Raw genomic sequence first — 22,882 nt, forward strand, 5'->3', positions numbered from 1 at the left:
GGTTGATAGGCCAGATATGGAAGCGCCGTAAGGTGTGGAGTTGACTGGTACTAATAGGCCGAGGGCTTGTCCTCAGTTGCTCGCGTCCACTGTGTAGGTTCTGAAGTAACGACCGTTGAGCTGTGCTCCGGTTGGTTAACTTCATAGTGTTTCGGTGGTCATTGCGTTAGGGAAACGCCCGGTTACATTTCGAACCCGGAAGCTAAGCCTTTCAGCGCCGATGGTACTGCAGGGGGGACCCTGTGGGAGAGTAGGACGCCGCCGAACAATCTTTGGAAAATGCCTCGTTCCCCGAGTTTCGACTCGGGGAACGAGGCATTTTTGCGTTGGGGCATCGGCCCGAAGAACGGCGCGGCGATGGAGCATGGTGCGGGGTTTTTCCGCGTCTAGGGAACAGGTGTTCAGGGGAGAGGGCATGCCAGCGGGCGGGCAAATCAGTAACTCTTGATCGGGCGGTGGCTGTCACGGCCCCCGTAGCGCCCTCGATGAACCGCCCGCCCCCACACAGCAGACAACCCTGCCCCTCTCTTAGGGCAGGTTTTGTGCTGTGTGGGGGCGGGCGGTTCTGTCAGAGGCGGCCGGTGGACTTCAGGGTGAGGTAGGCGTCGGCCAGGTCTGGCGCCAGGTGGGTGGGGGTGGAGTCGATGACCGTGATGCCTTGGTGGCGGAGGCGGTCTGCGGTGCGGCGGCGGGCGGCCCGGGACTGTTCTGCGGCGGCGGCTGCGTAGACGGCCTGGGGAGTGTGGCGGCCGGCGGCCATTTCTTCGATGCGGGGGTCGGCGACGGCGGCGACGATGAGTTCGTGGCGCTGGGTGAGGCCAGGGAGGACCGGCAGGAGAGCCTCCTCTACGGGAGCCGTGTCGAGGCCGGTAAAGAGGACGATGAGGGACCGGCGCGGGGTGCGGTGGCGGATTGCGGCGGCCAGGCCGCGGGCGTCCGCCTCCACAAGCTCGGATTCGAGGGGGGCCAAGGCGTCGGTCAGGGCCGGGAGCAGGTCGAGGGCGGTGCGGCCCTGTACGGAGGTTCGTACACGGCGGTCGTATGCGAGGAGGTCCACCCGGTCGCCGGCGCGTGCAGCCAGGGCGGCGAGGAGGAGGGCAGCGTCCATGGAGGCATCGAGGCGGGGGATGTCGCCGACGCGGCCTGCTGAGGTGCGGCCGGTTTCCAGGACGAGCAGGATGCGACGGTCGCGTTCGGGCCGCCAGGTGCGGACGGCGAGGGTCTGACGGCGGGCGGTGGCGCGCCAGTCGATGGAGCGGGTGTCGTCGCCGGGCGCGTAGTCGCGGAGGCTGTCGAATTCGGTGCCTTCACCCCGCGTCAGGATGCTGGTGCGGCCGTCGAGTTCGCGGAGCCGGGCGAGCTTGGCGGGAAGGTGTTTGCGGCTGGTGAAGGGTGGCAGGACGCGCAGCGTCCAGGGGACGTGGTGGCTTCCCTGCCGGGCAGCCAGGCCGAGTGGTCCGTAGGAGCGGACCGTCACGCGGACTGAGTGATGGTCACCGCGGCGGGTGGGGCGGAGCGTCGTGGTGAGGCGTCTGCGTTCGGCGCCGGGGATGCGGACGGTGTTGCGGGATGCGGGGATGTCCGTGCCGGGGTGGAAAGAGCTTGGGGGCCATGCGTCGCGGATCTGGGCGCGCAGGGTGCGACGGCCAGGGTTGGTGATGGTGAGGCTGGTGTGAGCCTCGCCAGCGAGTCGAACGGTTGTGTCACCGGTTCGGGTGAAATGGAGCTTTCGCACTGGCGCAGCGAGTGCGAGGTCGCACAAAATTGCTATCAGCAGGGTGAGTTGGACGGTGAGGACACCGAGCCAGTTGGGGAGCACGAAGCCGACGAAGAGGGCTCCGACTGCGGCGATGAGGGTGGTGCGTCCGGTGAGGGCCACGGCGTCGCTCAGCGGGGGACGGGGAGGTGAGCGAGCACGGCGTTGATTACGGAGTCTGCGGTGACTCCCTCCATCTCCGCCTCGGGGCGGAGCTGGATGCGGTGTCGGAGTGTGGGGAGCGCAAGGGCTTTGACGTCGTCGGGGGTGACGTAGTCGCGGCCGGTGAGCCAGGCCCAGGCTCGAGAAGAGGAGAGCAGGGCGGTGGCGCCTCGGGGGGAGACGCCGAGAGAGAGCGAGGGGGATTCGCGAGTGGCACGGCAGATATCGACGATATAGCTGGTGACTTCGGGGGAGACGGCGGTCTTGGCGACTGCGTCTCGAGCCGCTTCGAGGTCGGCGGCGGACGCTACGGGGCGTAGGCCTGCGGCGTTGAGGTCACGGGGGCTGAAGCCGTCGGCGTGGCGGGTGAGGATGTCCAGCTCGTCCTGACGGGTGGGCAGCGGGATCGTCAGCTTGAGCAGGAATCGGTCGAGTTGGGCCTCTGGCAGTGGATAGGTGCCCTCGTACTCGACGGGGTTCTGGGTGGCGGCCACGAGGAACGGCTCGGGGAGGGGCCGGGGGGTGCCGTCGACGGTGACCTGGCGCTCTTCCATTGCTTCAAGGAGGGAGGCCTGGGTCTTGGGGGGTGTGCGGTTGATTTCGTCGGCGAGGAGGAGGTTGGTGAAGACGGGGCCGGGCTGGAAGGAGAACTCGGCGCTGCGGGCGTCGTAGACGAGGGAGCCGGTGACGTCGCTCGGCATCAGATCCGGGGTGAACTGGACGCGCTTGGTGTCGAGTTCGAGGGTGGCTGACAGGGCGCGTACGAGCAGGGTCTTGGCGACGCCGGGGACGCCTTCGAGGAGCACATGGCCGCGGCAGAGCAGCGCGACGACCAGGCCGGTGACGGCGGGGTCCTGGCCGACGACGGCCTTGGCTATCTCGGTGCGGACAGCTTCGAGTGAGGCTCGGGCGCTGTCAGCGGTCGGGGTGCTCACGGGGGGCGTGCCTCTCTTGGGAAACGATCGAGATTTCGAGTGCGTCGAGTTGGTCGGCCAGTTGCACCAGGGCCGTGTCGTCCGCGGGTGCCGGGCCGAAGAGCAGGGTGTGCAGCTCGGCTTCGGCTGTGGGTGCCTGGGGCAAGTGGGCGTGAACGGCAGGGAGAAGGGAGTCCGGGGTGTGGGCGTGCGCGGGAGGCACGCCGATGAGGGGGGCGAGTCGGGTGCGGGTGGCGGCGCGCAGGACGGTGGAGGCGCGGTCGCGGGCGTTGGCCTGCTCGTAGAGGCGGGCATGGCCTTCGGTGGTCTCGGCGGCCGGCACCGTGACCGGGAGGTGTTCGGGCACCAGGGGGCCGAGCCGGCGGGCGCGCCAGAGGGCCGCGAAGGCGGCGGCGAAGGCGAGTTGGAGCAGGCCCCAGCTCCAGCCGGAAGGGATGAGGTCGAGGAAGCCGCGCTGGTCGTCCTGGGCGGACGACGGGTCACTTAGGGAGGGGAGGTACCAGATCAGATGCTTGTGGGCGCCGAGAAGTTGAAGTGCCAGCGAGGCGTTGCCGTGCTTGGCGAGGTGGCGGTTGTAGAGGAAGTCGGGGGAGCCGAGGAGCACGGTGTCGCGGCCGGCGTCCGGGGCCGGGAGCCGCAGGAGGGTGGGCCGGCCGCCGCTGAGGTAGCAGCGGTCGGCCGTGCCGTCGGGGGCCACGTAGCGGAGGCCGCCCATGAGGGCAGTGCCCGCCCGGCGGGCTGCGGGCAGCGAACAGGCGGGGGCGCGGGTCGAGTTGTCGGTCGGGTGCTCCGCCGTGATGTGGGGGGTGAAGGTTTCGAGGGTGGCCGGACCGGGGGCGAGCAGGACGATACGGCCGGGGGTGTGTGCGGTCGCGGTGCGCAGTCCGGTCAGCTGCTGTGGGGTGAGGATGTCGGGGTCGGTGAGGAGGAGCGTGGTGCCGGGGCCGGCCGCGGCGGCGGCCTCCTCGGAGGTGGTCACGACCTGGGAGGTGACGCCGTGGGCGGCCAGGAGCTGCGCGAGGGCACGGCTGCCTGTGCGGTCCGCCGAGCGGGGGTCGAGTCTGCCGTGCTGTTCGCCGGACTGGAGGGCCGCGAGCACCACGCCGGTGACAACGAGGAGGAGGAGCGCGAGCAGCAGCCCTCGGGACCGCCGCCACAGATGGCCGACGGTGGGGGGGAGCGCGACGGGGTCCGTGGTGGCCGTGGTCATCCGCGGCTCCTGGTCGGGGCGGCAGTGAGACGGGGCTTGGCGTGCTGCAGGTCGTTGTCGAGGGCGGTCAAGAGGTCGTACTCCCGCTCCGTACCAGAGCGGCCGCCGTATGTGACGTCGTCGAAGAGGCGGGCCGCGGCACCGAGTCGGTCGGCATGTGGGGGAAGTGCCCGTCCGGCTGCTGCGGCGGCCTCGTCGGCGGTACGGCCCGGACCGGGCGTGAGCACCGCACGTTCTTCGAGGGCGAGGACGATCGCGCGCATGCGTTCCTGCATCGCCTGGTTCCAGTGGCCCTCGGCGGCATGCCGGTCGGCGGCCGAGCGGTGCTCGGCGGCGGTCCGGGGGACATCGGCGAAGAGCGCGCCGCCGGTGGTCGGGGTGCGGCGCATCGCGCCGAGCCGCCGCCGTAGTGCGACGATCAGCAGCAGCACCACCGCGGCGACGGTGACGAGGCCGATCCAGCCGCCCGGTGTGGTGCCGGCAGCCACGCCGAAGAGATCGTCGATGCGTTCCCAGAACCAATTCAGGCCCTGCTGCACCGGATTGGGATCGTGCTGGTGGTACCGGGGGTCGGACAGCTCGCGCTCCGCCGCTTCGCGGGCGGGCAGGCGCGGGGTCCGTACCGGTATGTCATCGCCGGCGCGCGCCATGAGCCGTCCGAGCGCGGCCGTGTTCCCCCCTGTTGTCACCGCATCAGCTTCCCGGAGTGGTGTCTGCGGGGGTGCCGGGGCCGACCGTATCCGTGCTGTCTGCACCGTAGCCGGGGAGGCCTGCGGCGCGGGCGAGTTCGAGGTCGAGGGCCTCGCGGCGGATGCGCTGGTCCATGTAGAGGAGGGAGGTCACCCCCGCGCTGATGGGGAAGGTGAGGGCGGAGCTGATGACGGAGCCGATGCCCATGACGACCAGGAAGTTCCAGCCGGTGTTGTTGCTGGAGCCGTACACCCAGTCCATCAGGCCGTCGCCGTCGAGGAGGAAGGCGATGGCGGTGGCCGGGATCTGGACGATGAATGCGACCAGCGCAACCAGGAGGTAGGCCAGAAGCTGAATGCCCAGCACCCGCCACCAGGAGCCCCTGACGAGCTTGGCGGAGCGGCGCATGGAGGTGATGATGCCCTGCTTCTCCAGCATCAGTGCCGGGGCGGCGAGGCTGTAGCGGACCCACAGCCAGACGGTCACGATCATCGCGGCCAGCCCGCCGAGCAGGATGAGGAGGACAGCCATGGCCGATGCGCCGGACATGGCGAGGACGATGCCCGGGGCCAGACCGACCGCTGTGACGGCCAGGAGCATGGCGGGAAGCAGGAGCAGCAGGCCGAGCAGGCGCGGGAGTTGGCCGCGGGCGTCCTGCCAGGCCCGCGCGGTGGTCACCGGGCGGCCGAGGACGGCACGGCTGATGACCATGGTCAGCAGACCGGTGGAGATGAGGGTGGCGAGGAGCCCGATCAGCGAGGTGACGCCGTTTACGGCGAGGGAGTTGCCCTGGTCGCGCATGACCTCGTGCAGGGCAGGGGTGGAGGAGCCGTCCAAGGCGGACCGGCTGCCGGGGCCCCGCAACCACAGCCCGTTGATGATCGTGATGAGGGTCTGCGAGGCGACCGCGATGACCAGCGATATACCCAGCACGGTGCGCCAGTGCGCGCGCATGGTGGAAGCCGCGCCGTCGAGTATCTCGCCGACGCCGAGGGGGCGCAGCGGGATGACGCCGGGTTTGGCGGCCGGTGGCGTCGGGGCCCAGCCGGATCCGCCGCCCCACATCGGGGAGCCCGCCGGGCCGTTCCAGCCGCCCTGGCCGGGGATGGTGCCGCCGGCGCGGGTGCGGCCGCTGCCGTGGGCGTGGTGGTCGGCCGGGCCTGCCTGGCCGGGGATCCCGGTGGGGGACGACCACTGGCCGACGGGCGGCTGTTCCTTCGACCAGTTCGGCGGGGACGGCTGCTCGGCGGCGGGTTCGTCCGGGGCGGTCTGGTGGGCGGGCTGCTCCTGGGTGCCGCGGTCCGGCTCGTCGGAGGGAGAGGATCCGGGCGAGGCCCAACCCGGAGAGTCGTTCATCTTCGCTCCTTCTTGCTGCCCGTCCGCCGGAGCGGCCGGGGTCCGGGGTCCGCGGTGTCAGTCATCGTGTCATGGCGGATGGCTCTGTGTACCCGAGCCCTGAGCAGTGAAGGACCTTCTGTTCGGAGCGGTGTCGGCGGCAGACTGAACCAATGGCCGATCAGTACGAGGTATCCGAGGCGGGCGCGCAGGCGCTCCCCATCCCGTCGTTGCGTTGGGAGGAACCACCCGAGGGACCCGTTGTGGTCCTCCTTGATCAGACCCGCCTGCCGGCGGAGGAGGCCGAGCTGGTCTGTACGGACGTTCCGGCGCTGGTTCAGGCGATCCGGACGCTGGCGGTGCGCGGTGCGCCGCTGCTGGGCATCGCGGGTGCCTACGGTGTCGCGCTGGCCGCGGCGCGCGGGTTCGATGTGGACGATGCGGCGGACTCGCTGGCGTATGCCCGGCCGACCGCGGTCAATCTCGGCTACGGCGTGCGGCGGGCGGCCGCCGCCTATCGCGAGGCGGCCGACCGCGGGGCCGGTGTCGATGCTGCCGCGGCGGCCGCGCTGGCCGAGGCGCGGGCCGTGCATGCGGAGGACATCGAGGCCAGCGCGCGGATGGCGGAGCACGGCCTGGCGCTGCTGGGAGAGCTGCTGCCGGGCGGCGGCCACCGGATTCTCACCCACTGCAATGCGGGTGCGCTGGTGTCCGGAGGCGAGGGGACCGCCCTGGCGGTGGTGCGGGCGGCGCACCGGGCCGGTGAGCTGCAGCGGCTGTGGGTGGACGAGACGCGGCCGCTGCTGCAGGGGGCGCGGCTGACGGCGTACGAGGCGGCGCGCGCGGGCATGGCGTACAGCGTGCTGGCGGACGGGGCGGCGGGGTCGCTGTTCGCCGTGGGTGAGGTGGACGCCGTACTGATCGGCGCGGACCGCATTGCGGCGGACGGGTCGGTGGCCAACAAGATCGGCAGTTATCCGCTGGCGGTGCTGGCCAGGTATCACCATGTGCCGTTCGTGGTGGTGGCGCCGACCAGCACGGTGGATCTGGAGACGGAGCAGGGGGCGGACATCGAGGTGGAGCAGCGGCCGGGCAGCGAGGTGACGGAGCTCTCTTTGCCGTACGGACAGGGTTCCGGGGCGGGATCCGGCGCCGGGATCGCGGTGGCGCCGTTGGGCGCGCAGGCCTACAACCCGGCCTTCGATGTGACTCCTCCCGAGCTGGTGACGGCGATCGTGACGGAGGCCGGAGCGGTCTCGCCGGTCACGCGGGACGGGCTTGCTCGGGTGTGTTCCACGTCACGATGGAGTAAGTCACGATCAGGTAATGGGATGATGGCCGAATGAAGGGACGCGTCCTGGTCGTCGACGACGACACCGCACTGGCAGAGATGCTCGGCATCGTGCTGCGCGGCGAAGGCTTTGAACCGTCGTTCGTGTCGGACGGTGACAAGGCCCTTGCCGCTTTCCGCGAGACCAAGCCCGATCTTGTACTTCTCGATCTGATGCTGCCCGGACGGGACGGCATCGAGGTGTGTCGGCTGATCCGGGCCGAGTCCGGGGTGCCGATCGTGATGCTGACCGCGAAAAGCGACACCGTGGATGTGGTGGTCGGGCTCGAGTCGGGGGCGGACGACTACATCGTCAAGCCGTTCAAGCCGAAGGAGCTGGTAGCCCGGATCCGGGCCCGGCTGCGGCGTTCGGAGGAGCCCGCGCCCGAGCAGCTGGCGATCGGTGACCTGGTCATCGATGTGGCCGGCCACTCGGTGAAGCGGGACGGGCAGTCCATCGCGCTGACCCCGCTGGAGTTCGATCTGCTGGTGGCGCTGGCGCGCAAGCCGTGGCAGGTGTTCACGCGTGAGGTGCTGCTGGAGCAGGTGTGGGGCTATCGCCACGCCGCCGACACCCGGCTGGTCAATGTCCATGTGCAGCGACTGCGTTCCAAGGTCGAGCGGGATCCGGAGCGTCCGGAGATCGTGGTGACCGTGCGCGGGGTCGGCTACAAGGCCGGGCCGAGCTGAGATGACCCGGGACGGTGCGGCCCCGGAGGGAAAGCGGGGGCGTTCCGTCGACCCGAAGGGGAAAATGTCCTTTTCGGGTAGATTGTCGGCTCGATTGCTGCGCGGTGGGCAGCTGCTGCCCGACGGCGCGGTCAGCGGACCGGTACACCCCGTGCTGCGGCTCTTCAGCCGCTGGGTGCGGCGGCCGCTGCTGCCCGCCCTGCGGCTGTGGCGGCGCAACATCCAGCTGCGCGTCGTCGCGACCACTTTGCTGATGTCGCTCGCGGTGGTGCTGCTGCTCGGCGTCGTGGTCGTCGGCCAGGTCCGTAACGGCCTGCTCACCGCCAAGGCGCAGGCCGCGCAGAGCCAGGCCGTGGGCGGCTTCAGCGTCGCCCAGAAGATGGCCGACGGTGCCGACGACACCCGGCCCGAAGACGCCGCCCGCACCGGCAACCGCGGCACCCAGGATTCCGCGACCTGGCTGACCGGCCTGGTCGAGCAGCTCGCCAGCGGCGGGCAGGGCGTCTTCTCCGTCGTGGCGCTCAGCTCCGACTCCGACGAACCGTTCGGCGACTCCAGCCCCGGCACCCGCGGCCCGCGCGCCTCCGGGGACGTCGATCCCGAGCGCAGCGTGCCCGCCGAGCTGCGGCGCAAGCTGGACATCAAGTCCGGGACGTTCCGCCAGTACACCCAGATCAAGCGGATCGGGTCGGACGACGGCGTGCCGGCGCTGATCATCGGCAAGCGCCTCAACGACGTCAACAGCAACCAGTACCAGCTCTACTACCTCTTCCCGTTCAGCCAGGAAGCGGAGTCCCTGAAGCTGGTGACGGGGACGCTCGCGACAGCCGGGGTGTTTGTCGTGATCCTGCTCGGGGCCATCGCCTGGCTCGTGGTGCGGCAGGTTGTCACACCCGTACGGATGGCCGCGGGGATCTCCGAGCGGCTGGCCGCGGGCCTCCTTCAGGAGCGGATGAAGGTCACCGGCGAGGACGACATCGCCCGGCTCGGCGAGTCCTTCAACAAGATGGCGCAGAACCTCCAGGTCAAGATCCAGCAGCTGGAGGAGCTGTCCCGGATGCAGCGCAGGTTCGTCTCCGACGTCTCGCACGAGCTGCGTACGCCGCTGACCACCGTACGGATGGCCGCCGACGTCATCCATGAGGTGCGGGACGAATTCGACCCGGCCACCGCGCGCTCCGCCGAGCTGCTGCGCGGCCAGCTCGACCGCTTCGAGTCGCTGCTCGCGGAACTGCTGGAGATCAGCCGGTTCGATGCGGGCGCTGCCGCGCTGGAGGCCGAGCCGATAGACCTGCGCGATGTCGTCCACCGTGTCATCGAGGGCGCCGAACCGCTCGCCGAGGCCAAGGGCACCACCATCGTGGTGCGCGGCGCCGAGCGGCCCGTGATCGCCGAGGCGGACACCCGGCGGGTCGAGCGGGTGCTGCGCAACCTCGTCGTCAACGCCGTCGAGCACGGCGAGGGCCGCGATGTCGTGGTGCGGCTGGCGTCCGCCGGCGGCCACTCCGGGGGCGCGGTGGCCATCGCGGTGCGTGACTACGGTGTCGGCCTCAAGCCCGGCGAGGCGACCCGGGTCTTCAACCGCTTCTGGCGCGCGGACCCGGCACGGGCCCGTACGACGGGCGGCACGGGCCTGGGCCTGTCCATCGCCGTCGAGGACGCCAGGCTGCACGGCGGCTGGCTGCAGGCCTGGGGCGAGCCCGGCGGCGGCTCGCAGTTCCGACTGACGCTGCCCCGTACGGCCGGTGAGGCGCTGCGCGGCTCCCCCATACCTCTCGAGCCGGAGGACTCGCGGCGCAACCGCGGCCTGGACGAGGCGGGGCAGCGCGCCGGCGGCAAGGCGTCCACGATCCCGGTGCAGCCGCGCGCGGCGGAGCCGCGGGCCGCGGCGCGCCCCGCGGCCGATCCGACGGCGCTGCCCGGCAGCGGCGGCGCCCGCGTGGTGTCGCAGACCGGGGGCGTACGGAGTGACGGCACGGCGCACGGCGAGGACGCGCGCACCGACGGGCCGTCCCATGGCGGCGCGGCCGGCGACGGAGGGACCGGGCAGGACACCGGACGGGGCGTGGAGCGGGAAGGCGAGCTGCGTGGACACTGAGCGCGGAGGCGAGGGGCAGGCGGGACACACGTCCGGTACGGGCCCCCGCAGGGGAACCGGCAGGGCGCGGAAGACCGCGCTGCTCGGCTGCGTCGCCGTACTGCTGGCCGGGTGCGCCTCGATGCCGGACAGCGGCGACGTCAAGGGGGTCGATCAGTCGCCGCGCGCCGACGGCGACTCGCAGGTGCGGGTCTACGGCGTTCCCCCGCAGGACGGCGCGCAGCCGACGAACATCGTCCGCAGCTTCCTGGACGCGACGACCAGCGACGAGGCGGATTTCCGTACCGCCAGGCAGTATCTGGCCAAATCGGCCCGCAACTGGCAGCCGTTCCGCGTCACCGATGTGCTCCAGGAGCGCCCCAAGCCGGAGCCGCAGGTGCAGCCCAACCGTGAGAACGGGAAGGGCTACACCGTCACGCTGTCCGGCAGCCAGGTGGCGAAGGTGGACGCCAATCACGCCTACACGCCGGAGGAGAAGCAGTACCGCCAGACGATCCACCTCATCAAGGAGGACGGGCAGTGGCGCATCGACCAGCTGCCCGACGGGCTGGTGCTCGGGCAGTCCGACTTCCAGCGGATCTACCGTTCCGTCAACAAGTACTACTTCGCGTCCTACAAGTCGGAGTCGTCGGGACCGAAGGCGAGCCGGAACGTCCTGGTCGCCGACCCGGTGTATCTGCGCCAGCGGATAGAGCCGATCACGGCCAGTGTGGAGGCGCTGCTGTCCGGACCCACGGACTGGCTCAGCCAGGTGACGTCGTCGGAGTTCCCGTCCGGCACCCGGCTCGCCACGCGTGATCTGTCGCTGGACGACTCCAACGCGCTACGGGTGAAGCTGAGCAAGCACGCGACCAGCACCGACAACAGCCAGTGCAAGCGGATGGCGGCCCAGCTCTTCTTCACCGTCCAGGACATGACACGCGCGTCGAAGATCAGCCAGGTGGACCTGGAGGACGCCGACGGCAACTCCCTGTGCGCGCTGAACCAGGAGCAGGCCGAACGCGACTTCTCGCCGACCCGGAACGCAGGTCACTCCGCCCAGGAGTACTTCATCGACGCCGACCACAAGGTGGTCGCCATGTCCGACTCCGCCACCGAACCGACACCGGTGCGCGGCCCGTTCGGCACCGGCAAGACCCCGCTGCGCTCGGTCGCCATCTCGCGCGGCGAGACCACCGCGGCCGCGGTGTCGGGCGACGGCCGGTCGCTGTACGTGGCCGGCCTGGAGGACGGCATCCAGCGCGGCGCCCCGCTGCTGACCTCCGAGGGCTCCGTCAAGGACCCGGACGAGGGGCTGACCGCGCCGAGCTGGGACGGCCTGGACGACCTGTGGATCGCGGACCGCGACTCCCACGGCTCGCGGCTGCTGCGGATGCGTGAGGGGCAGGGCGACCCCGAAGAGGTCGCGGTGCCCGGTCTCGGGAAGCGCCGGATCAAGGCGATCCGGGTGGCTGCGGACGGCATCCGGATCGCGATGCTGGTGGAGGACAAGGGCCGTACGACGCTCCAGCTCGGCCGGGTCGAGCGGGGTGGTTCCTCGGCGCACCCGGAGCTCTCGGTGGAGGAACTGCGTCCGATCGCACCGCAGTTGGAGGACGTCGTGGCCGCCTCCTGGGCGGGCGGCAGCCGCCTGGTGGTCGTCGGGCGGGAGTCCGGCGGGGTGCAGCAGATGCAGTTCATGGAGACCGACGGCTCGGCATCCAACGCGCAGACACTGCCCGGAGTCAACGGCGTCAAGGCGGTGGCGGCCTCGGAGGACGAGACCCGGCCGCTGATCGCCGACGCCACCGAGGGCATTGTGCGGCTGCCTCCGGATGCGAACTGGAAGACGGTGGCGACGGAAGGTACGGCGCCGGTCTATCCGGGGTGAGGCCGGTCCGTCCGGGGTGAGCTCGCGGCACGGTCCGCCGAGGTTGTCCACAGGGGTGGTGGCCCGGCGCCGTCGGCGGGACCCTGGAGTCATGCAGGGTGTATGGCGGGAGCTGGCCGGTCTGGTGCTGCCGGTCGACTGCGCGGGGTGCGGCCGGCCGCGTACGGAGCTGTGTGCGCACTGTCGCCGGGCGCTGTCGCGTGACGGGCGCGGTGCGCGACGGGTGACACCGCGGCCGGGACCTGCCGGGCTGCCCCGGGTGTGGGCCGGAGCGCCGTACGACGACGAGGTGCGGGCCGTACTGCTGGCGCACAAGGAGCGCGGTGCCCTGCGGCTGGCACGGCCGCTGGGGGCGACGCTGGCCAGGGCCGTGCGGCGGGTGCCGGCCGGCGGCCGGGCCACGGTGCTCGTACCGGTGCCGTCGAGCCGAAGATCCGTGGCCGGCCGGGGCCATGATCCGGTACGCAGAATCGCGCTGGCGGCCGCCGCCGACCTGCGGCGGAGCGGCGCCGGGGTACGGGTGCTCACGGTGTTGCGGCAGCGCCGCACGGTGGCCGACCAGGCGGGGCTGAGCGCCCCGCAGCGACTGGCGAATGTGGCCGGTGCACTGGAGGTGCCGGGCGCGGCCGGGAGGCTGCTGACGGGGGCGCCAGTGGTGCTGGTGGACGATCTGGTGACGACGGGGGCCACGCTCGCGGAGGCGGCGCGGGCGGTTGCCGCGGCGGGCGGCCGGGTGGCCGGGGCGGCGGTGGTCGCGGCAACCCGCAGCGCATTCGCACTCAACTGGAACTGACCAAGGGAATTGATCGTTGCAGGTAATGACAGGCAAAAATCACCCAAACGGAGCTGGTGGTCGCAAGGGGGTGCCGACAGCCCTCCAGGAGAGCTATGTTCGGTTGTGAGGACTTGGCAGACGCTTTGCCTCGGATGTCGTGATGGGTGCGTTTGGGAGCATTTGAGGCAACCCTGAAAACGTGGGAGTGGAGAGCTTGTCCTTGGGGGAGGAGGAGGTGAAAGTCGCCAAGTCCGAGGCTTCGGCACTCACCGGAGCCTGGTGCAAGAAGGAGTCGCTCCGCCTGCGTAGCGGAGCGATCCGGGAACGGAGTTCTGCGTGGACATCGTCGTCAAGGGCCGCAAGACCGAGGTGCCCGAGCGGTTCCGCAAGCACGTGGCCGAGAAGCTCAAGCTGGAGAAAGTCCAGAAGCTCGACGCCAAGGTGATCAGCCTGGACGTCGAGGTGTCCAAGGAGCCCAACCCGCGGCAGGCCGACCGTTCCGACCGAGTGGAGATCACCCTCCGCTCCCGTGGCCCGGTGGTCCGGGCCGAGGCGGCCGCAGCCGACCCGTACGCCGCGCTGGACCTGGCCACCGCCAAGCTCGAGGCGCGCATGCGGAAACAGCACGACAAGCGCTTCTCACGTCGCGGCAACGGCCGCATCCCGGCGAGTGATGTCGCCGTCAGCGTCCCCGACGCCGCGCGCCTGAACACCAATGGTGAGCTCGCCACCGAGAGCGAGACCGAGCCGACGGTGCCGACCACGAAGATGGGCTCGCTCGACGTCCTGGGCGAAGGTCCCCTGGTGGTCCGCGAGAAGACCCACTCGGCAGCGCCGATGACGCTCACCCAGGCGCTCTACGAGATGGAGTTGGTCGGACACGACTTCTATCTCTTCGTCGACGCCGACACGAAGCTGCCGAGTGTCGTCTACCGGCGGCATGCATACGACTACGGCGTCATCCACTTGAACCCCGATTCGTTCGGGGACGAAGAGCCGGGGGGCGCGGGCGGCGCGCTCGGCGGCTGACAATCGTCCGCTCGGTGCCCCCGGCGCGCGCCGGGGGCACCATCGTGCCTGAAGAAAGCAGGAGTTGAAGCCGTATAGTGTTTGTGCCAGCCAGGGAGTTTGTGGACGCGAAACGCCTACTTGCCGGGGAGACGGTCGTATGGCATTGATCGGGCTGGCCGCACGGGGCTGTTGTCAACCAGCCTTATATCCAAGCTCTGGCCCTTCGGCCGAGTAGTTGACGGGGAGGAACGATGGGGGACGGTTTCGGGCCCGTGAGTGACGGCGCGGACGACGAGGGACGGGGTATCGGGGACGGCGCCGCCGCGAGCGTGCCACGCAAGGAGCCGATCCGGGTCCTGGTTGTGGATGACCACGCGCTTTTCCGGCGAGGCCTGGAGATCGTTCTGGCCCAGGAAGAGGACATCCAGGTCGTCGGCGAGGCCGGGGACGGCGCGGAGGCGGTCGACAAGGCCGCCGATCTGCTGCCCGACATCGTGCTGATGGACGTACGGATGCCCAAGCGGGGCGGTATCGAGGCCTGCACCTCCATCAAGGAGGTGGCCCCCAGCGCGAAGATCATCATGCTGACGATCAGCGATGAAGAGGCCGATCTCTACGACGCCATCAAGGCCGGCGCCACGGGGTATCTCCTCAAGGAGATCTCCACCGACGAGGTGGCCACCGCAATCCGCGCGGTCGCGGACGGCCAGTCGCAGATCAGCCCGTCGATGGCGTCCAAGCTCCTGACGGAGTTCAAGTCGATGATCCAGCGCACGGACGAGCGTCGGCTGGTGCCCGCGCCCCGGCTCACCGACCGCGAGCTCGAGGTTCTCAAGCTCGTCGCCACCGGCATGAACAATCGCGATATCGCCAAAGAGCTCTTTATTTCCGAGAACACCGTGAAAAATCATGTGCGCAACATCCTGGAGAAGCTGCAGTTGCACTCCCGGATGGAGGCCGTGGTGTATGCGATGCGGGAGAAGATTCTCGAGATCCGGTGAGCCGGTGACCTTACGGGGGCCCGCGCTCGGTCCGGGGGCCTCCCGGGCCCTCGGAAGAGCCGCAGGGGCCTAATCGGGCTTGTCACTCATGTGAGTGAGTTCTGCGCGGAGGGCCTCCGCGAGCTGAGCGTTGTCGCAGCGGTCCAGGCGTACGGAGTCGCAGCCCACCCAGGTGGCGGCCTCGTGGAGGGCTCGGGCCACGCGGGGCACGGCCTTGGGGCCCGTCATCGAGACCTGGCGGGCGACGAGGGTGGTGCCCTCGCGGGCCGGGTCGACGCGGCCCACCAGGCGGCCGCCGGACAGCACGGGCATCGCGAAATAGCCGTGTATCCGCCGGGGGCGCGGGACGTAGGCCTCCAGGCGGTGGGTGAAGCCGAAGATCCGCTCCGTACGCGGGCGGTCCCAGACGAGGGAGTCGAACGGGGAGAGCAGGGTGGTGCGGTGCCGCCCGCGGGGCGGGGCGGACAGGGCGGCGGGATCGGCCCAGGCGGGCTTCCCCCAGCCCTCGACCTCGACCGGGACCAGGCCCGAGCCCTCGATCGCGGCGTCGACCTGCTCGCCCTTGAGGCGGTGGTAGTCGGCGAGATCGGCGCGGGTGGCCACGCCCATCGCGGCGCCCGCCTGGGCGACCAGACGGCGCAGGCACTCGGCGTCGTCCAGATCGTCGTGCAGCAGGGCGTCGGGGACGGCGCGCTCGGCGAGGTCGTACACCCGCTTCCAGCCGCGGCGCTCCGTGCAGACCACCTGGCCGGTGTCCAGCAGCCACTCCACCGCGATCTTGGTCTCGGACCAGTCCCACCACTCCCCGCCCTTCCGGCCGCCGCCCAGCTCGGACGTGGTCAGCGGGCCGTCCGCCGTCAGCCGGTCCAGAACGGCGGCGCAGGAGCGTTCGGAGTCCTCCATGATGTGCCAGCGGTGGCCCTTGGCGCGGTAGGCCCGGCGGCGGAAGGCGAAGTGCGGCCACTCCTCGATGGGCAGGATGCAGGCGGCGTGCGACCAGTACTCGAAGCTGTGGGCGTCGGCCCAGTAGGCGGTCTCGACGGCGGTGCGGCCGACGGCGCCGAGGCGGGCGTACGCCACCAGCTCATGGGAACGGGCCAGCACCGAGATCGTGTCCAGCTGTACTGCGCCCAAATGCCGCAGCGCCCCGCGCACGCCCGCCCGCCGGTCCGGGGCGCCCATCAGGCCTTGGGCCCGCAGCGCCATGCGCCGGGCATCGTCCCGGGAGAGCGCGGTCACGGGCGGGGGCAGAGGCTGGGTGCGCGGCACTGCGGTCATGGGGGAAAGGGTAGGGGTGGGCACTGACAACGGCCCGGCTGCGGGGCCGGGCCGGGCCGTACCGCCGTCCTCAGCCCCGGTACGGGAGGTAGGGCGTGGTGTCCGGCACGGGCCTGCCGGTGGAGCCGGGCGGTTCGGGTGCCGGGGGCAGGTCGGACGGGAGCAGTGACCCGATCCACACATCCCGCCGGGTGCCCTCGTGGACCAGCTTGGCGCGCAGGGTGCCCTCCATCTGGAAGCCGACCTTGCGGGCCACCGCACGGGAGCCCTCGTTGCCCGCCTCGGCGAGCCACTCCATTCGCTCCACCCCAAGATCCGCGAACGCCCAGTGCACCACCGCGCGGGCCGCCTCCACGGTGTACCCCTTGCCGCGGTGCTCCTTGGCCGTCCAGTAGCCCAGCTCCGCCTGGCGCTCGGAGGTGCGCAGCAGGGCCAGGCGTACCAGGCCCATGGCGCCGATCAGGGAGCCGTCGGCCCGGGAGAGCACGGCGAAGGAGTAGCTGGTGTCGGTGTGCCAGCCCTCCGGGGCTGCAGTGCCGACGAACTGCTCCGCGTCGTGTATGCCGTAGGGAGAGGGGACGCTCGTCCAGCGCGGGATGTCGGGTTCCTGACATGCTGTGTGGACCGCGGTCGCGTCGGACGGCTCGAAAGGGCGCAGGAAAAGACGCTCGGAGGTGAGGATGACAGGCTCCATACAGCGAGTCTGCGGGGGCCGGGTGGTCTGCCGCGACGGGATTTCGTGGTGATTCCCGGCACCTTCTCGCGCGCTCACGCGTTCACGTGAGGAGGGCATACCTGCCGTCGCTGCGCCTAACCTCCCGGCCTGACAGTGTCCTCCCTTACGATGGCCGTTGCGGCGGGGCCTGTCCCTGGAAAAATGCCGCGCCCCGCGCACTCGACCGTGCCAGGCCCGACCGGCAAGGAGACCAGCCCAAGTGTCCGTCTTCAACAAGCTCATGCGTGCAGGCGAAGGAAAGATCCTGCGCAAACTGCACCGCATCGCGGGCCAGGTCAACTCCATCGAAGAGGACTTCGCGGCCCTCTCCGACGCCGAGCTGCGGGCGCTCACGGATGAGTACAAAGAGCGGTTCGCGGACGGGGAGAGCCTGGACGACCTGCTGCCCGAGGCGTTCGCCACGGTCCGTGAGGCCTCGCGGCGGGTGCTCGGCCAGCGCCCCTACGACGTCCAGCTGATGGGTGGCGCGGCCCTTCACCTCGGATACGTCGCCGAGATGAAGACTGGTGAGGGCAAGACCCTCGTCGGTACCCTCCCGACGTATCTCAACGCGCTGTCCGGCAAGGGTGTCCACCTGATCACGGTGAATGACTACCTGGCCGAGCGGGACTCCGAGATGATGGGCCGGATCCACAAGTTTCTGGGTCTGACCGTCGGTTGCATCCTCGCCGACATGACGCCGGCCCAGCGCCGTGAGCAGTACAACTGCGACATCACCTACGGCACGAACAACGAGTTCGGCTTCGACTATCTGCGCGACAACATGGCCTGGTCGCAGGACGAACTCGTCCAGCGGGGCCACAACTTCGCGGTCGTCGACGAGGTCGACTCGATCCTCGTCGACGAGGCCCGTACGCCGCTGATCATCTCCGGCCCGGCGGACTCCGCCACCAAGTGGTACGGCGACTTCGCCAAGTTGGTGCAGCGCCTCAAGAGGGGCGAGGCCGCCAACCCGCAGCGCGGCGTCGAGGAGACCGGCGACTACGACGTCGACGAGAAGAAGCGCACGGTCGGCATCCATGAGTCCGGCGTCAGCAAGGTCGAGGACTGGCTGGGCATCGACAACCTCTACGAGTCGGTGAACACCCCGCTCGTCGGGTACCTCAACAACGCGATCAAGGCCAAGGAGCTGTTCAAGAACGACAAGGACTACGTCGTCATCGACGGCGAAGTCATGATCGTCGACGAGCACACCGGCCGTATCCTCGCCGGCCGCCGCTACAACGAGGGCATGCACCAGGCCATCGAGGCGAAGGAGGGGGTGGAGATCAAGGACGAGAACCAGACGCTCGCCACGATCACCCTCCAGAACTTCTTCCGCCTCTACGACAAGCTCTCCGGCATGACCGGTACGGCCATGACCGAGGCCGCCGAGTTCCACCAGATCTACAAGCTCGGCGTCGTCCCGATCCCGACGAACCGCCCGATGGTCCGGATGGACCAGGCCGACCTGATCTACCGCACCGAGCCCGCGAAGTTCGACGCGGTCGTCGAGGACATCGTCGACAAGCACGAGAAGGGCCAGCCGATCCTGGTCGGCACCACGTCGGTCGAGAAGTCCGAGTACCTCTCCCAGCAGCTCAACAAGCGCGGCGTGGCCCACGAGGTGCTCAACGCCAAGCAGCACGACCGGGAGGCGCCGATCATCGCGCAGGCCGGCCGCAAGGGCGCCGTGACGGTCGCCACGAACATGGCCGGCCGTGGTACGGACATCAAGCTCGGCGGCAACCCCGATGACCTCGCCGAGGCGGAGCTGCGCCAGCGCGGCCTGGACCCGGTCGAGCACGTCGAGGAGTGGGCGGCCGCGCTGCCCGCCGCCCTGGAACGCGCCGAGGCCGCGGTCAAGGCGGAGTTCGAGGAGGTCAAGGAGCTCGGCGGGCTCTACGTCCTGGGCACCGAGCGGCACGAGTCGCGCCGTATCGACAACCAGCTGCGCGGCCGTTCCGGGCGTCAGGGTGACCCCGGCGAGTCGCGGTTCTACCTCTCCCTCGGTGACGACCTGATGCGGCTGTTCAAGGCCCAGATGGTCGAGCGGGTCATGGCGATGGCCAATGTCCCCGACGACGTACCCATCGAGAACAAGATGGTGACGCGGGCGATCGCGTCCGCCCAGTCGCAGGTCGAGCAGCAGAACTTCGAGACGCGTAAGAACGTCCTGAAGTACGACGAGGTGCTCAACCGCCAGCGCGAGGTCATCTACGGCGAGCGTCGCCGCGTCCTGGAGGGCGAGGACCTGCAGGATCAGATCAAGCACTTCATGGAAGACACCATCGACGCCTACATCCAGGCGGAGACCGTCGAGGGCTTCGCCGAGGAGTGGGACCTGGACCGGCTGTGGGGCGCCTTCAAGCAGCTCTACCCGGTCAAGGTCACCGTCGAGGAGCTCGAGGAGGAGGCCGGCGACCGCGCGGGCATCACCGCCGAGTTCATCGCCGACGCCGTCAAGGACGACATCCACGAGCAGTACGCCGCCCGTGAGGAGCAGCTCAGCTCGGACATCATGCGCGAGCTGGAGCGCCGGGTCGTGCTGTCAGTCCTGGACCGCAAGTGGCGCGAGCACCTCTACGAGATGGACTACCTCCAGGAGGGCATCGGCCTGCGGGCGATGGCTCAGAAGGACCCGCTGGTCGAGTACCAGCGCGAGGGCTACGACATGTTCACCGCGATGATGGAGGGCATCAAGGAGGAGTCCGTCGGCTATCTGTTCAACCTGGAGGTCCAGGTGGAGCAGCAGGTCGAGGAGGTCCCGGTGCAGGAGGCCGCGGAGCAGCCCTCCCTGGCCAAGGAAGCGGACGTCGTCCCGGCCGGCGCGGGCCGCCCCGAGATCCACGCCAAGGGCCTGGAGGCCCCGCAGCGTCCGGACCGGCTGCACTTCTCCGCGCCCAAGGTGGACGGCGACGGCAGCGTCATCGAGGGTGACTTCGTCAGCGACGAGGACGGCGAGGGCCCGGCCCGCTCGGAGGCCGACGGGCTGACGCGCGCGGAGCGGCGCAAGGCGCAGAAGGGCGGCGGGCGCCGCCGCAAGAAGTAGGCACGCCAACAGGGCGCCCCGGCTGTGACGGCCGGGGCGCTTTTGTGTGTCTAGCGGGGCGCCGGGACCCAGGGGGCGGGCGTCGGGCCGATGTCGAAGGCGGCGCAGCGCCAGCGGGTGTCGGGGCAGAGTTCCAGGCGGAAGGCGAGGGCGCGGAGGCGGTCGCCGGACGCGATGCGGGCGAACGCCTCGATGACGCCGGTGCGCGGTCGGCACAGCCCGCACTCGTGGAGGGCGGGGAGGGGCGCAAGGCGGCCCGGTCGGGCGGCGGGCCGCAGCGGGGCCTGCGGGGCGAGCTCGACCAGCCGGTCGTACGCGGCGGGCAGCGTGAGCCCCAGCAGGGCGTGTACGGGGCGCTGCCCGCTGAGCGTGAGCAGCAGCTGACGGGCGAACCAGTTGTGCGGCCGCTGCTCGTGGGCCCGGCGCCGGGCGCCGACGGTGGGCAGACGGGCGGCTGCGGTCGCGGCCGCTGCGGTGGCTGCGTCGTCGGTGGTGGAGCGGCGGCCGGCGGCACCTGCGGGGCCGGTCCGGTGTGGGGGCCGGCTCAGGGGCGGGTCGGTGGGCAGGAAGCGGCCCGGGGTGGTGCGGCTGGTCGTCGACGGCCCACCGGGGCGCGTACGGGCGGGGCCGCGGCCGGGGCCGGCGCCGGGCCCGCGGCCGCTGCTCAGGGCGCGGCGAGTGGCGGGAGCGGGCTCGGCCGGGTGACCGGCGGCCGTGGCGGCATCGGGGTCGGTGCGGGGCCGAGGGGCAGGGGTGCCGGGATCGTCGGCGGCGGGGGCCGTGCGTTCGGCGGCGGGGGCCTGGCGGGGCCGGGGGACGGTCCCGGGCGTCGTCGCGGCGTCGGCGGGGGGAGCCGGACGGGGACCGGACGAGAGGGGCGTGGAGCGGGGTGCGGGGCCGCCGACGAGGGGCGGGCCGTTGCCGTGGGGCGGTGCCGCAGGCGCGTCGCTGCCGTGCCGCGGTGACGGAGCCGGGGCGCTGCTGTGAGGCGGCTCTGTGACGGTTCCGGGGGTCCGGCTCAGATCTGCGTCCGTGTCCGCCGGTGGAGACGTACGGGCCGTGGCGGCGGGGTGTGTTCCTGCTTCCGTGGGGTGGTTGGTGCTGGTCATGTGGTGCCCCCCTTGTACCGGGCTGGTTGATTACCGAGCGGTAGCTTCGGGGGATCTTCTATCGGCGGGGCGGAGTGGGCAGCAAGGCGAGCGAGGGGTGCCCGCCGGGGTGCGGGGAATTCACCCGATCGTGGTGCGGGCTTGGGAAATGGCCTTGGGAGGAGGGCGGGTTGGGGGTCTGGAGCGGGCGGCGCGGGGGGTGTGGGGGCGGCCCGATGGGGGACTCCCGCCCGTATGCTGGCTGAGCATTCTTCAGAGTCGAGCGAAGTGAGCGGAAGCGGCTGCCATGCGCGTCTATGTCCCCCTGACCCTTTCCGGTCTCGCAGAGGCGCACAAAAGCGGTGAGCTGGCCCCCGGCCCCCTGGACGCGTATGCCGTCACGCCCGCGCTGCGCGAGTGGTACGTCTCGGACGACATCGAGGAGCTGGAGTACGCGGCGCTGAACCGGGCGGCCCAGGCCTCGCTGCGCCGGATCGCCGGCGACCCGCAGGCCGCGCGGCGGCGGGTCGTGGTCGCGGTGGACGTGCCGGAGGGCGCGGCCGTGGCGGATCCGGACCGGGGGCTGGACGAGTCGGCGCTGGGTGAGGTGCGGGTGGCCGGGCCGGTGCCGCTCACGAAGGCGGCGGCGGTGCATGTGGATGCCGCCGACGCGGAGGCGGATGTCGCGGCGGCCGCGGCGGCGCTCGGCGCGGCCGACCAGGGGGATGACGACGCGCAGTTCGTGGTGGACGGCGCGGCGGATCACGACCTGATGTGGTTCGGGGTGCAGGAGATTCCGCACCTGGTGGAGTGAGGGCGGGCGCGGGCCGGGGTGAGTGCCCCGTCGGCGGCCGCTCTGCGGCGTTGTCGGTGCGGGCGGGTACTTTTTCTTCATGGGGACGAACATGGGGACGAACGGGGCCGGGCCCGCGGCGCACATCGTGTGGGACTGGAACGGCACGCTGTTCCACGACACCGATGCGGTGATCGGAGCGACCAATTCCGCCTTCGCGGAGATCGGGCTGGAGCCGATCACGCTGGAGCGCTACCGAGAGCTGTACTGCGTGCCCATTCCGCGGTTCTACGAGCGGCTGCTGGGGCGGATGCCGTCGGACGCGGAGTGGCTGGTGATGGACGAGGCCTTCCACCGGCACTACGGCGAGCACCGGGTGCGCTGCGGTCTGGCCGAGGGGGCGGATCTGCTGCTGGAGGGGTGGCAGGCGGCCGGGCACAGCCAGTCGATACTCAGCATGTTCGGCCACGACGAGCTGATACCGCTGGTGCGCGGCTTCGGGATCGAGACGCGCTTTGTGCGGGTGGACGGCCGGACCGGGCCGTCCGGCGGCAGCAAGAGCGCACACATGGTGCGGCATCTGGCGGCGCTGCGGCGCGTGGATCCGGCGCGTACGGTCGTGATCGGTGACGCGGCGGACGATGCGGTGGCCGCGCGGGACGCGGGGGCGCATGCGGTGCTCTACACCGGCGGCTCGCACAGCCGCTCCAGCCTGGAGGCGGCCGGGGCGCCGGTGGTGGACACACTCGCCGAGGCGGTGGAGGCCGCTGCCGAGCTGGCGCGGGGAGGCGTGGTCGCGTAGCCGGGAGGGGGCAGGGCAGCCCGTCTGCATGCCGCCGCCCCGCACCCCGACCGCGTCGTGCCATCGCACATCCGGCACGGCCAGACGTTGTCCGGATGGTCTAAGTTCGCAGTGGGGTTTTGTACGTACACGGCCCATGACGGCACCCATGCCGGGAGCGATAGCCTTGCACCGTGATCAGCGCGATAACCCGCGGGGGCATCGAGGCCCCCGCCGTGCGCCCGGGACACCACCGTGACCGGGCGGTCGCTGGTCTTTGCGGCCACAGGCCCATGTCGACTGTGTCAACAC

The 22,882-nt window shown here is 70.8% G+C and carries 18 protein-coding genes and 1 rRNA gene; 11 read left to right on the forward strand and 8 right to left on the reverse strand.

Annotated features, from left to right (window positions below):
* Positions 1 to 150 precede the first annotated feature (150 nt).
* Positions 151 to 267 (forward strand): 5S ribosomal RNA (gene rrf, locus AB0D04_RS20945).
* A gap of 301 nt (positions 268 to 568) precedes the next feature.
* On the opposite strand, the gene AB0D04_RS20950 is transcribed toward rrf, so the two are convergent.
* The 5 genes from AB0D04_RS20950 to AB0D04_RS20970 are packed head-to-tail and all read right to left on the reverse strand — an operon-like array spanning position 569 to position 6,109.
* Positions 569 to 1,879 (reverse strand): DUF58 domain-containing protein, encoded by a 1,311-nt coding sequence (locus AB0D04_RS20950; protein ID WP_362705278.1) that lies wholly within the window; start codon positions 1,877 to 1,879, stop codon positions 569 to 571.
* Between the two features lie 8 nt (positions 1,880 to 1,887).
* Positions 1,888 to 2,853 (reverse strand): MoxR family ATPase, encoded by a 966-nt coding sequence (locus AB0D04_RS20955; protein WP_362705281.1) that lies wholly within the window; start codon positions 2,851 to 2,853, stop codon positions 1,888 to 1,890.
* On the reverse strand, positions 2,834 to 4,063 hold the full coding sequence (locus AB0D04_RS20960) for a DUF4350 domain-containing protein (RefSeq protein ID WP_362705284.1): 1,230 nt from the start codon (positions 4,061 to 4,063) through the stop codon (positions 2,834 to 2,836). The genes AB0D04_RS20955 and AB0D04_RS20960 overlap by 20 nt, the downstream gene beginning before the upstream one ends.
* Positions 4,060 to 4,752 (reverse strand): DUF4129 domain-containing protein, encoded by a 693-nt coding sequence (locus tag AB0D04_RS20965; protein ID WP_362705287.1) that lies wholly within the window; start codon positions 4,750 to 4,752, stop codon positions 4,060 to 4,062. Before AB0D04_RS20965 ends, AB0D04_RS20960 begins: the two co-directional genes overlap by 4 nt.
* A 4-nt stretch (positions 4,753 to 4,756) precedes the next feature.
* The gene (locus tag AB0D04_RS20970; protein ID WP_362705289.1) at positions 4,757 to 6,109 is read right to left on the reverse strand and encodes a hypothetical protein; all 1,353 of its coding nucleotides are present in this window, start codon (positions 6,107 to 6,109) and stop codon (positions 4,757 to 4,759) included.
* 152 nt (positions 6,110 to 6,261) lie between these two features.
* Between AB0D04_RS20970 and mtnA the strand changes: the two genes are divergently transcribed.
* The 7 genes from mtnA (at position 6,262) to AB0D04_RS21005 (ending at position 14,863) form a co-directional block, all read left to right on the forward strand.
* On the forward strand, positions 6,262 to 7,434 hold the full coding sequence (gene mtnA / locus AB0D04_RS20975) for an S-methyl-5-thioribose-1-phosphate isomerase (RefSeq protein ID WP_362705292.1): 1,173 nt from the start codon (positions 6,262 to 6,264) through the stop codon (positions 7,432 to 7,434).
* Positions 7,431 to 8,108 (forward strand): two-component system response regulator MtrA, encoded by a 678-nt coding sequence (gene mtrA / locus AB0D04_RS20980; protein WP_030416996.1) that lies wholly within the window; start codon positions 7,431 to 7,433, stop codon positions 8,106 to 8,108. Before mtnA ends, mtrA begins: the two co-directional genes overlap by 4 nt.
* 64 nt (positions 8,109 to 8,172) lie before the next feature.
* A complete protein-coding gene (gene mtrB / locus AB0D04_RS20985; RefSeq protein WP_362705295.1) occupies positions 8,173 to 10,206 on the forward strand; it encodes an MtrAB system histidine kinase MtrB in 2,034 nt (677 codons plus the stop codon).
* A complete protein-coding gene (locus AB0D04_RS20990) occupies positions 10,196 to 12,076 on the forward strand; it encodes an LpqB family beta-propeller domain-containing protein (RefSeq protein ID WP_362705298.1) in 1,881 nt (626 codons plus the stop codon). Before mtrB ends, AB0D04_RS20990 begins: the two co-directional genes overlap by 11 nt.
* 91 nt (positions 12,077 to 12,167) lie before the next feature.
* Positions 12,168 to 12,869, forward strand: coding sequence for a phosphoribosyltransferase family protein (locus AB0D04_RS20995; protein WP_362705301.1), 702 nt, complete (start codon positions 12,168 to 12,170; stop codon positions 12,867 to 12,869).
* 318 nt (positions 12,870 to 13,187) lie between these two features.
* Positions 13,188 to 13,880 (forward strand): ribosome-associated translation inhibitor RaiA, encoded by a 693-nt coding sequence (gene raiA / locus AB0D04_RS21000; protein ID WP_362705303.1) that lies wholly within the window; start codon positions 13,188 to 13,190, stop codon positions 13,878 to 13,880.
* Between the two features lie 233 nt (positions 13,881 to 14,113).
* Entirely contained in the window at positions 14,114 to 14,863 is a 750-nt protein-coding gene (locus AB0D04_RS21005) for a response regulator transcription factor (protein ID WP_362705306.1), read from the forward strand.
* Between the two features lie 69 nt (positions 14,864 to 14,932).
* On the opposite strand, the gene AB0D04_RS21010 is transcribed toward AB0D04_RS21005, so the two are convergent.
* Together AB0D04_RS21010 and AB0D04_RS21015 are read right to left on the reverse strand one after the other, a co-directional pair.
* Entirely contained in the window at positions 14,933 to 16,141 is a 1,209-nt protein-coding gene (locus AB0D04_RS21010) for a crosslink repair DNA glycosylase YcaQ family protein (RefSeq protein ID WP_362705308.1), read from the reverse strand.
* A 70-nt stretch (positions 16,142 to 16,211) separates the two neighbouring features.
* Positions 16,212 to 16,835, reverse strand: coding sequence for a GNAT family N-acetyltransferase (locus AB0D04_RS21015; protein WP_362705310.1), 624 nt, complete (start codon positions 16,833 to 16,835; stop codon positions 16,212 to 16,214).
* 241 nt (positions 16,836 to 17,076) lie between these two features.
* Between AB0D04_RS21015 and secA the strand changes: the two genes are divergently transcribed.
* Positions 17,077 to 19,908 (forward strand): preprotein translocase subunit SecA, encoded by a 2,832-nt coding sequence (gene secA, locus AB0D04_RS21020; RefSeq protein WP_362705312.1) that lies wholly within the window; start codon positions 17,077 to 17,079, stop codon positions 19,906 to 19,908.
* Positions 19,909 to 19,958: 50 nt separating this feature from the next.
* On the opposite strand, the gene AB0D04_RS21025 is transcribed toward secA, so the two are convergent.
* Positions 19,959 to 21,017: an Rv3235 family protein gene (locus tag AB0D04_RS21025; protein ID WP_362705314.1), complete on the reverse strand. Its 1,059-nt coding sequence runs from the start codon at positions 21,015 to 21,017 to the stop codon at positions 19,959 to 19,961.
* A 286-nt stretch (positions 21,018 to 21,303) separates the two neighbouring features.
* Between AB0D04_RS21025 and AB0D04_RS21030 the strand changes: the two genes are divergently transcribed.
* Entirely contained in the window at positions 21,304 to 21,810 is a 507-nt protein-coding gene (locus AB0D04_RS21030; protein ID WP_362705316.1) for a hypothetical protein, read from the forward strand.
* A gap of 79 nt (positions 21,811 to 21,889) precedes the next feature.
* Complete coding sequence (locus AB0D04_RS21035; RefSeq protein WP_362705318.1) at positions 21,890 to 22,591, forward strand: HAD hydrolase-like protein; 702 nt, start codon at positions 21,890 to 21,892, stop codon at positions 22,589 to 22,591.
* The last annotated feature ends 291 nt before the right edge of the window (positions 22,592 to 22,882 follow it).

The organism is Streptomyces sp. NPDC048483, assembly GCF_040651455.1.
Classification (GTDB): Bacteria; Actinomycetota; Actinomycetes; order Streptomycetales; family Streptomycetaceae; genus Streptomyces.

Coding starts and splice junctions, on each gene's coding strand:
- AB0D04_RS20970 (WP_362705289.1), bottom strand. CDS start 6,109: ATGAACGACTCTCCGGGTTGGGCCTCGCCCGGATCCTCTCCCTCCGAC.
- mtrA (WP_030416996.1), top strand. CDS start 7,431: ATGAAGGGACGCGTCCTGGTCGTCGACGACGACACCGCACTGGCAGAG.
- mtnA (WP_362705292.1), top strand. CDS start 6,262: ATGGCCGATCAGTACGAGGTATCCGAGGCGGGCGCGCAGGCGCTCCCC.
- AB0D04_RS21025 (WP_362705314.1), bottom strand. CDS start 21,017: ATGACCAGCACCAACCACCCCACGGAAGCAGGAACACACCCCGCCGCC.
- AB0D04_RS20960 (WP_362705284.1), bottom strand. CDS start 4,063: ATGACCACGGCCACCACGGACCCCGTCGCGCTCCCCCCCACCGTCGGC.
- AB0D04_RS21010 (WP_362705308.1), bottom strand. CDS start 16,141: ATGACCGCAGTGCCGCGCACCCAGCCTCTGCCCCCGCCCGTGACCGCG.
- AB0D04_RS21030 (WP_362705316.1), top strand. CDS start 21,304: ATGCGCGTCTATGTCCCCCTGACCCTTTCCGGTCTCGCAGAGGCGCAC.
- AB0D04_RS21035 (WP_362705318.1), top strand. CDS start 21,890: ATGGGGACGAACATGGGGACGAACGGGGCCGGGCCCGCGGCGCACATC.
- mtrB (WP_362705295.1), top strand. CDS start 8,173: ATGTCCTTTTCGGGTAGATTGTCGGCTCGATTGCTGCGCGGTGGGCAG.
- AB0D04_RS21015 (WP_362705310.1), bottom strand. CDS start 16,835: ATGGAGCCTGTCATCCTCACCTCCGAGCGTCTTTTCCTGCGCCCTTTC.
- AB0D04_RS21005 (WP_362705306.1), top strand. CDS start 14,114: ATGGGGGACGGTTTCGGGCCCGTGAGTGACGGCGCGGACGACGAGGGA.
- AB0D04_RS20995 (WP_362705301.1), top strand. CDS start 12,168: ATGCAGGGTGTATGGCGGGAGCTGGCCGGTCTGGTGCTGCCGGTCGAC.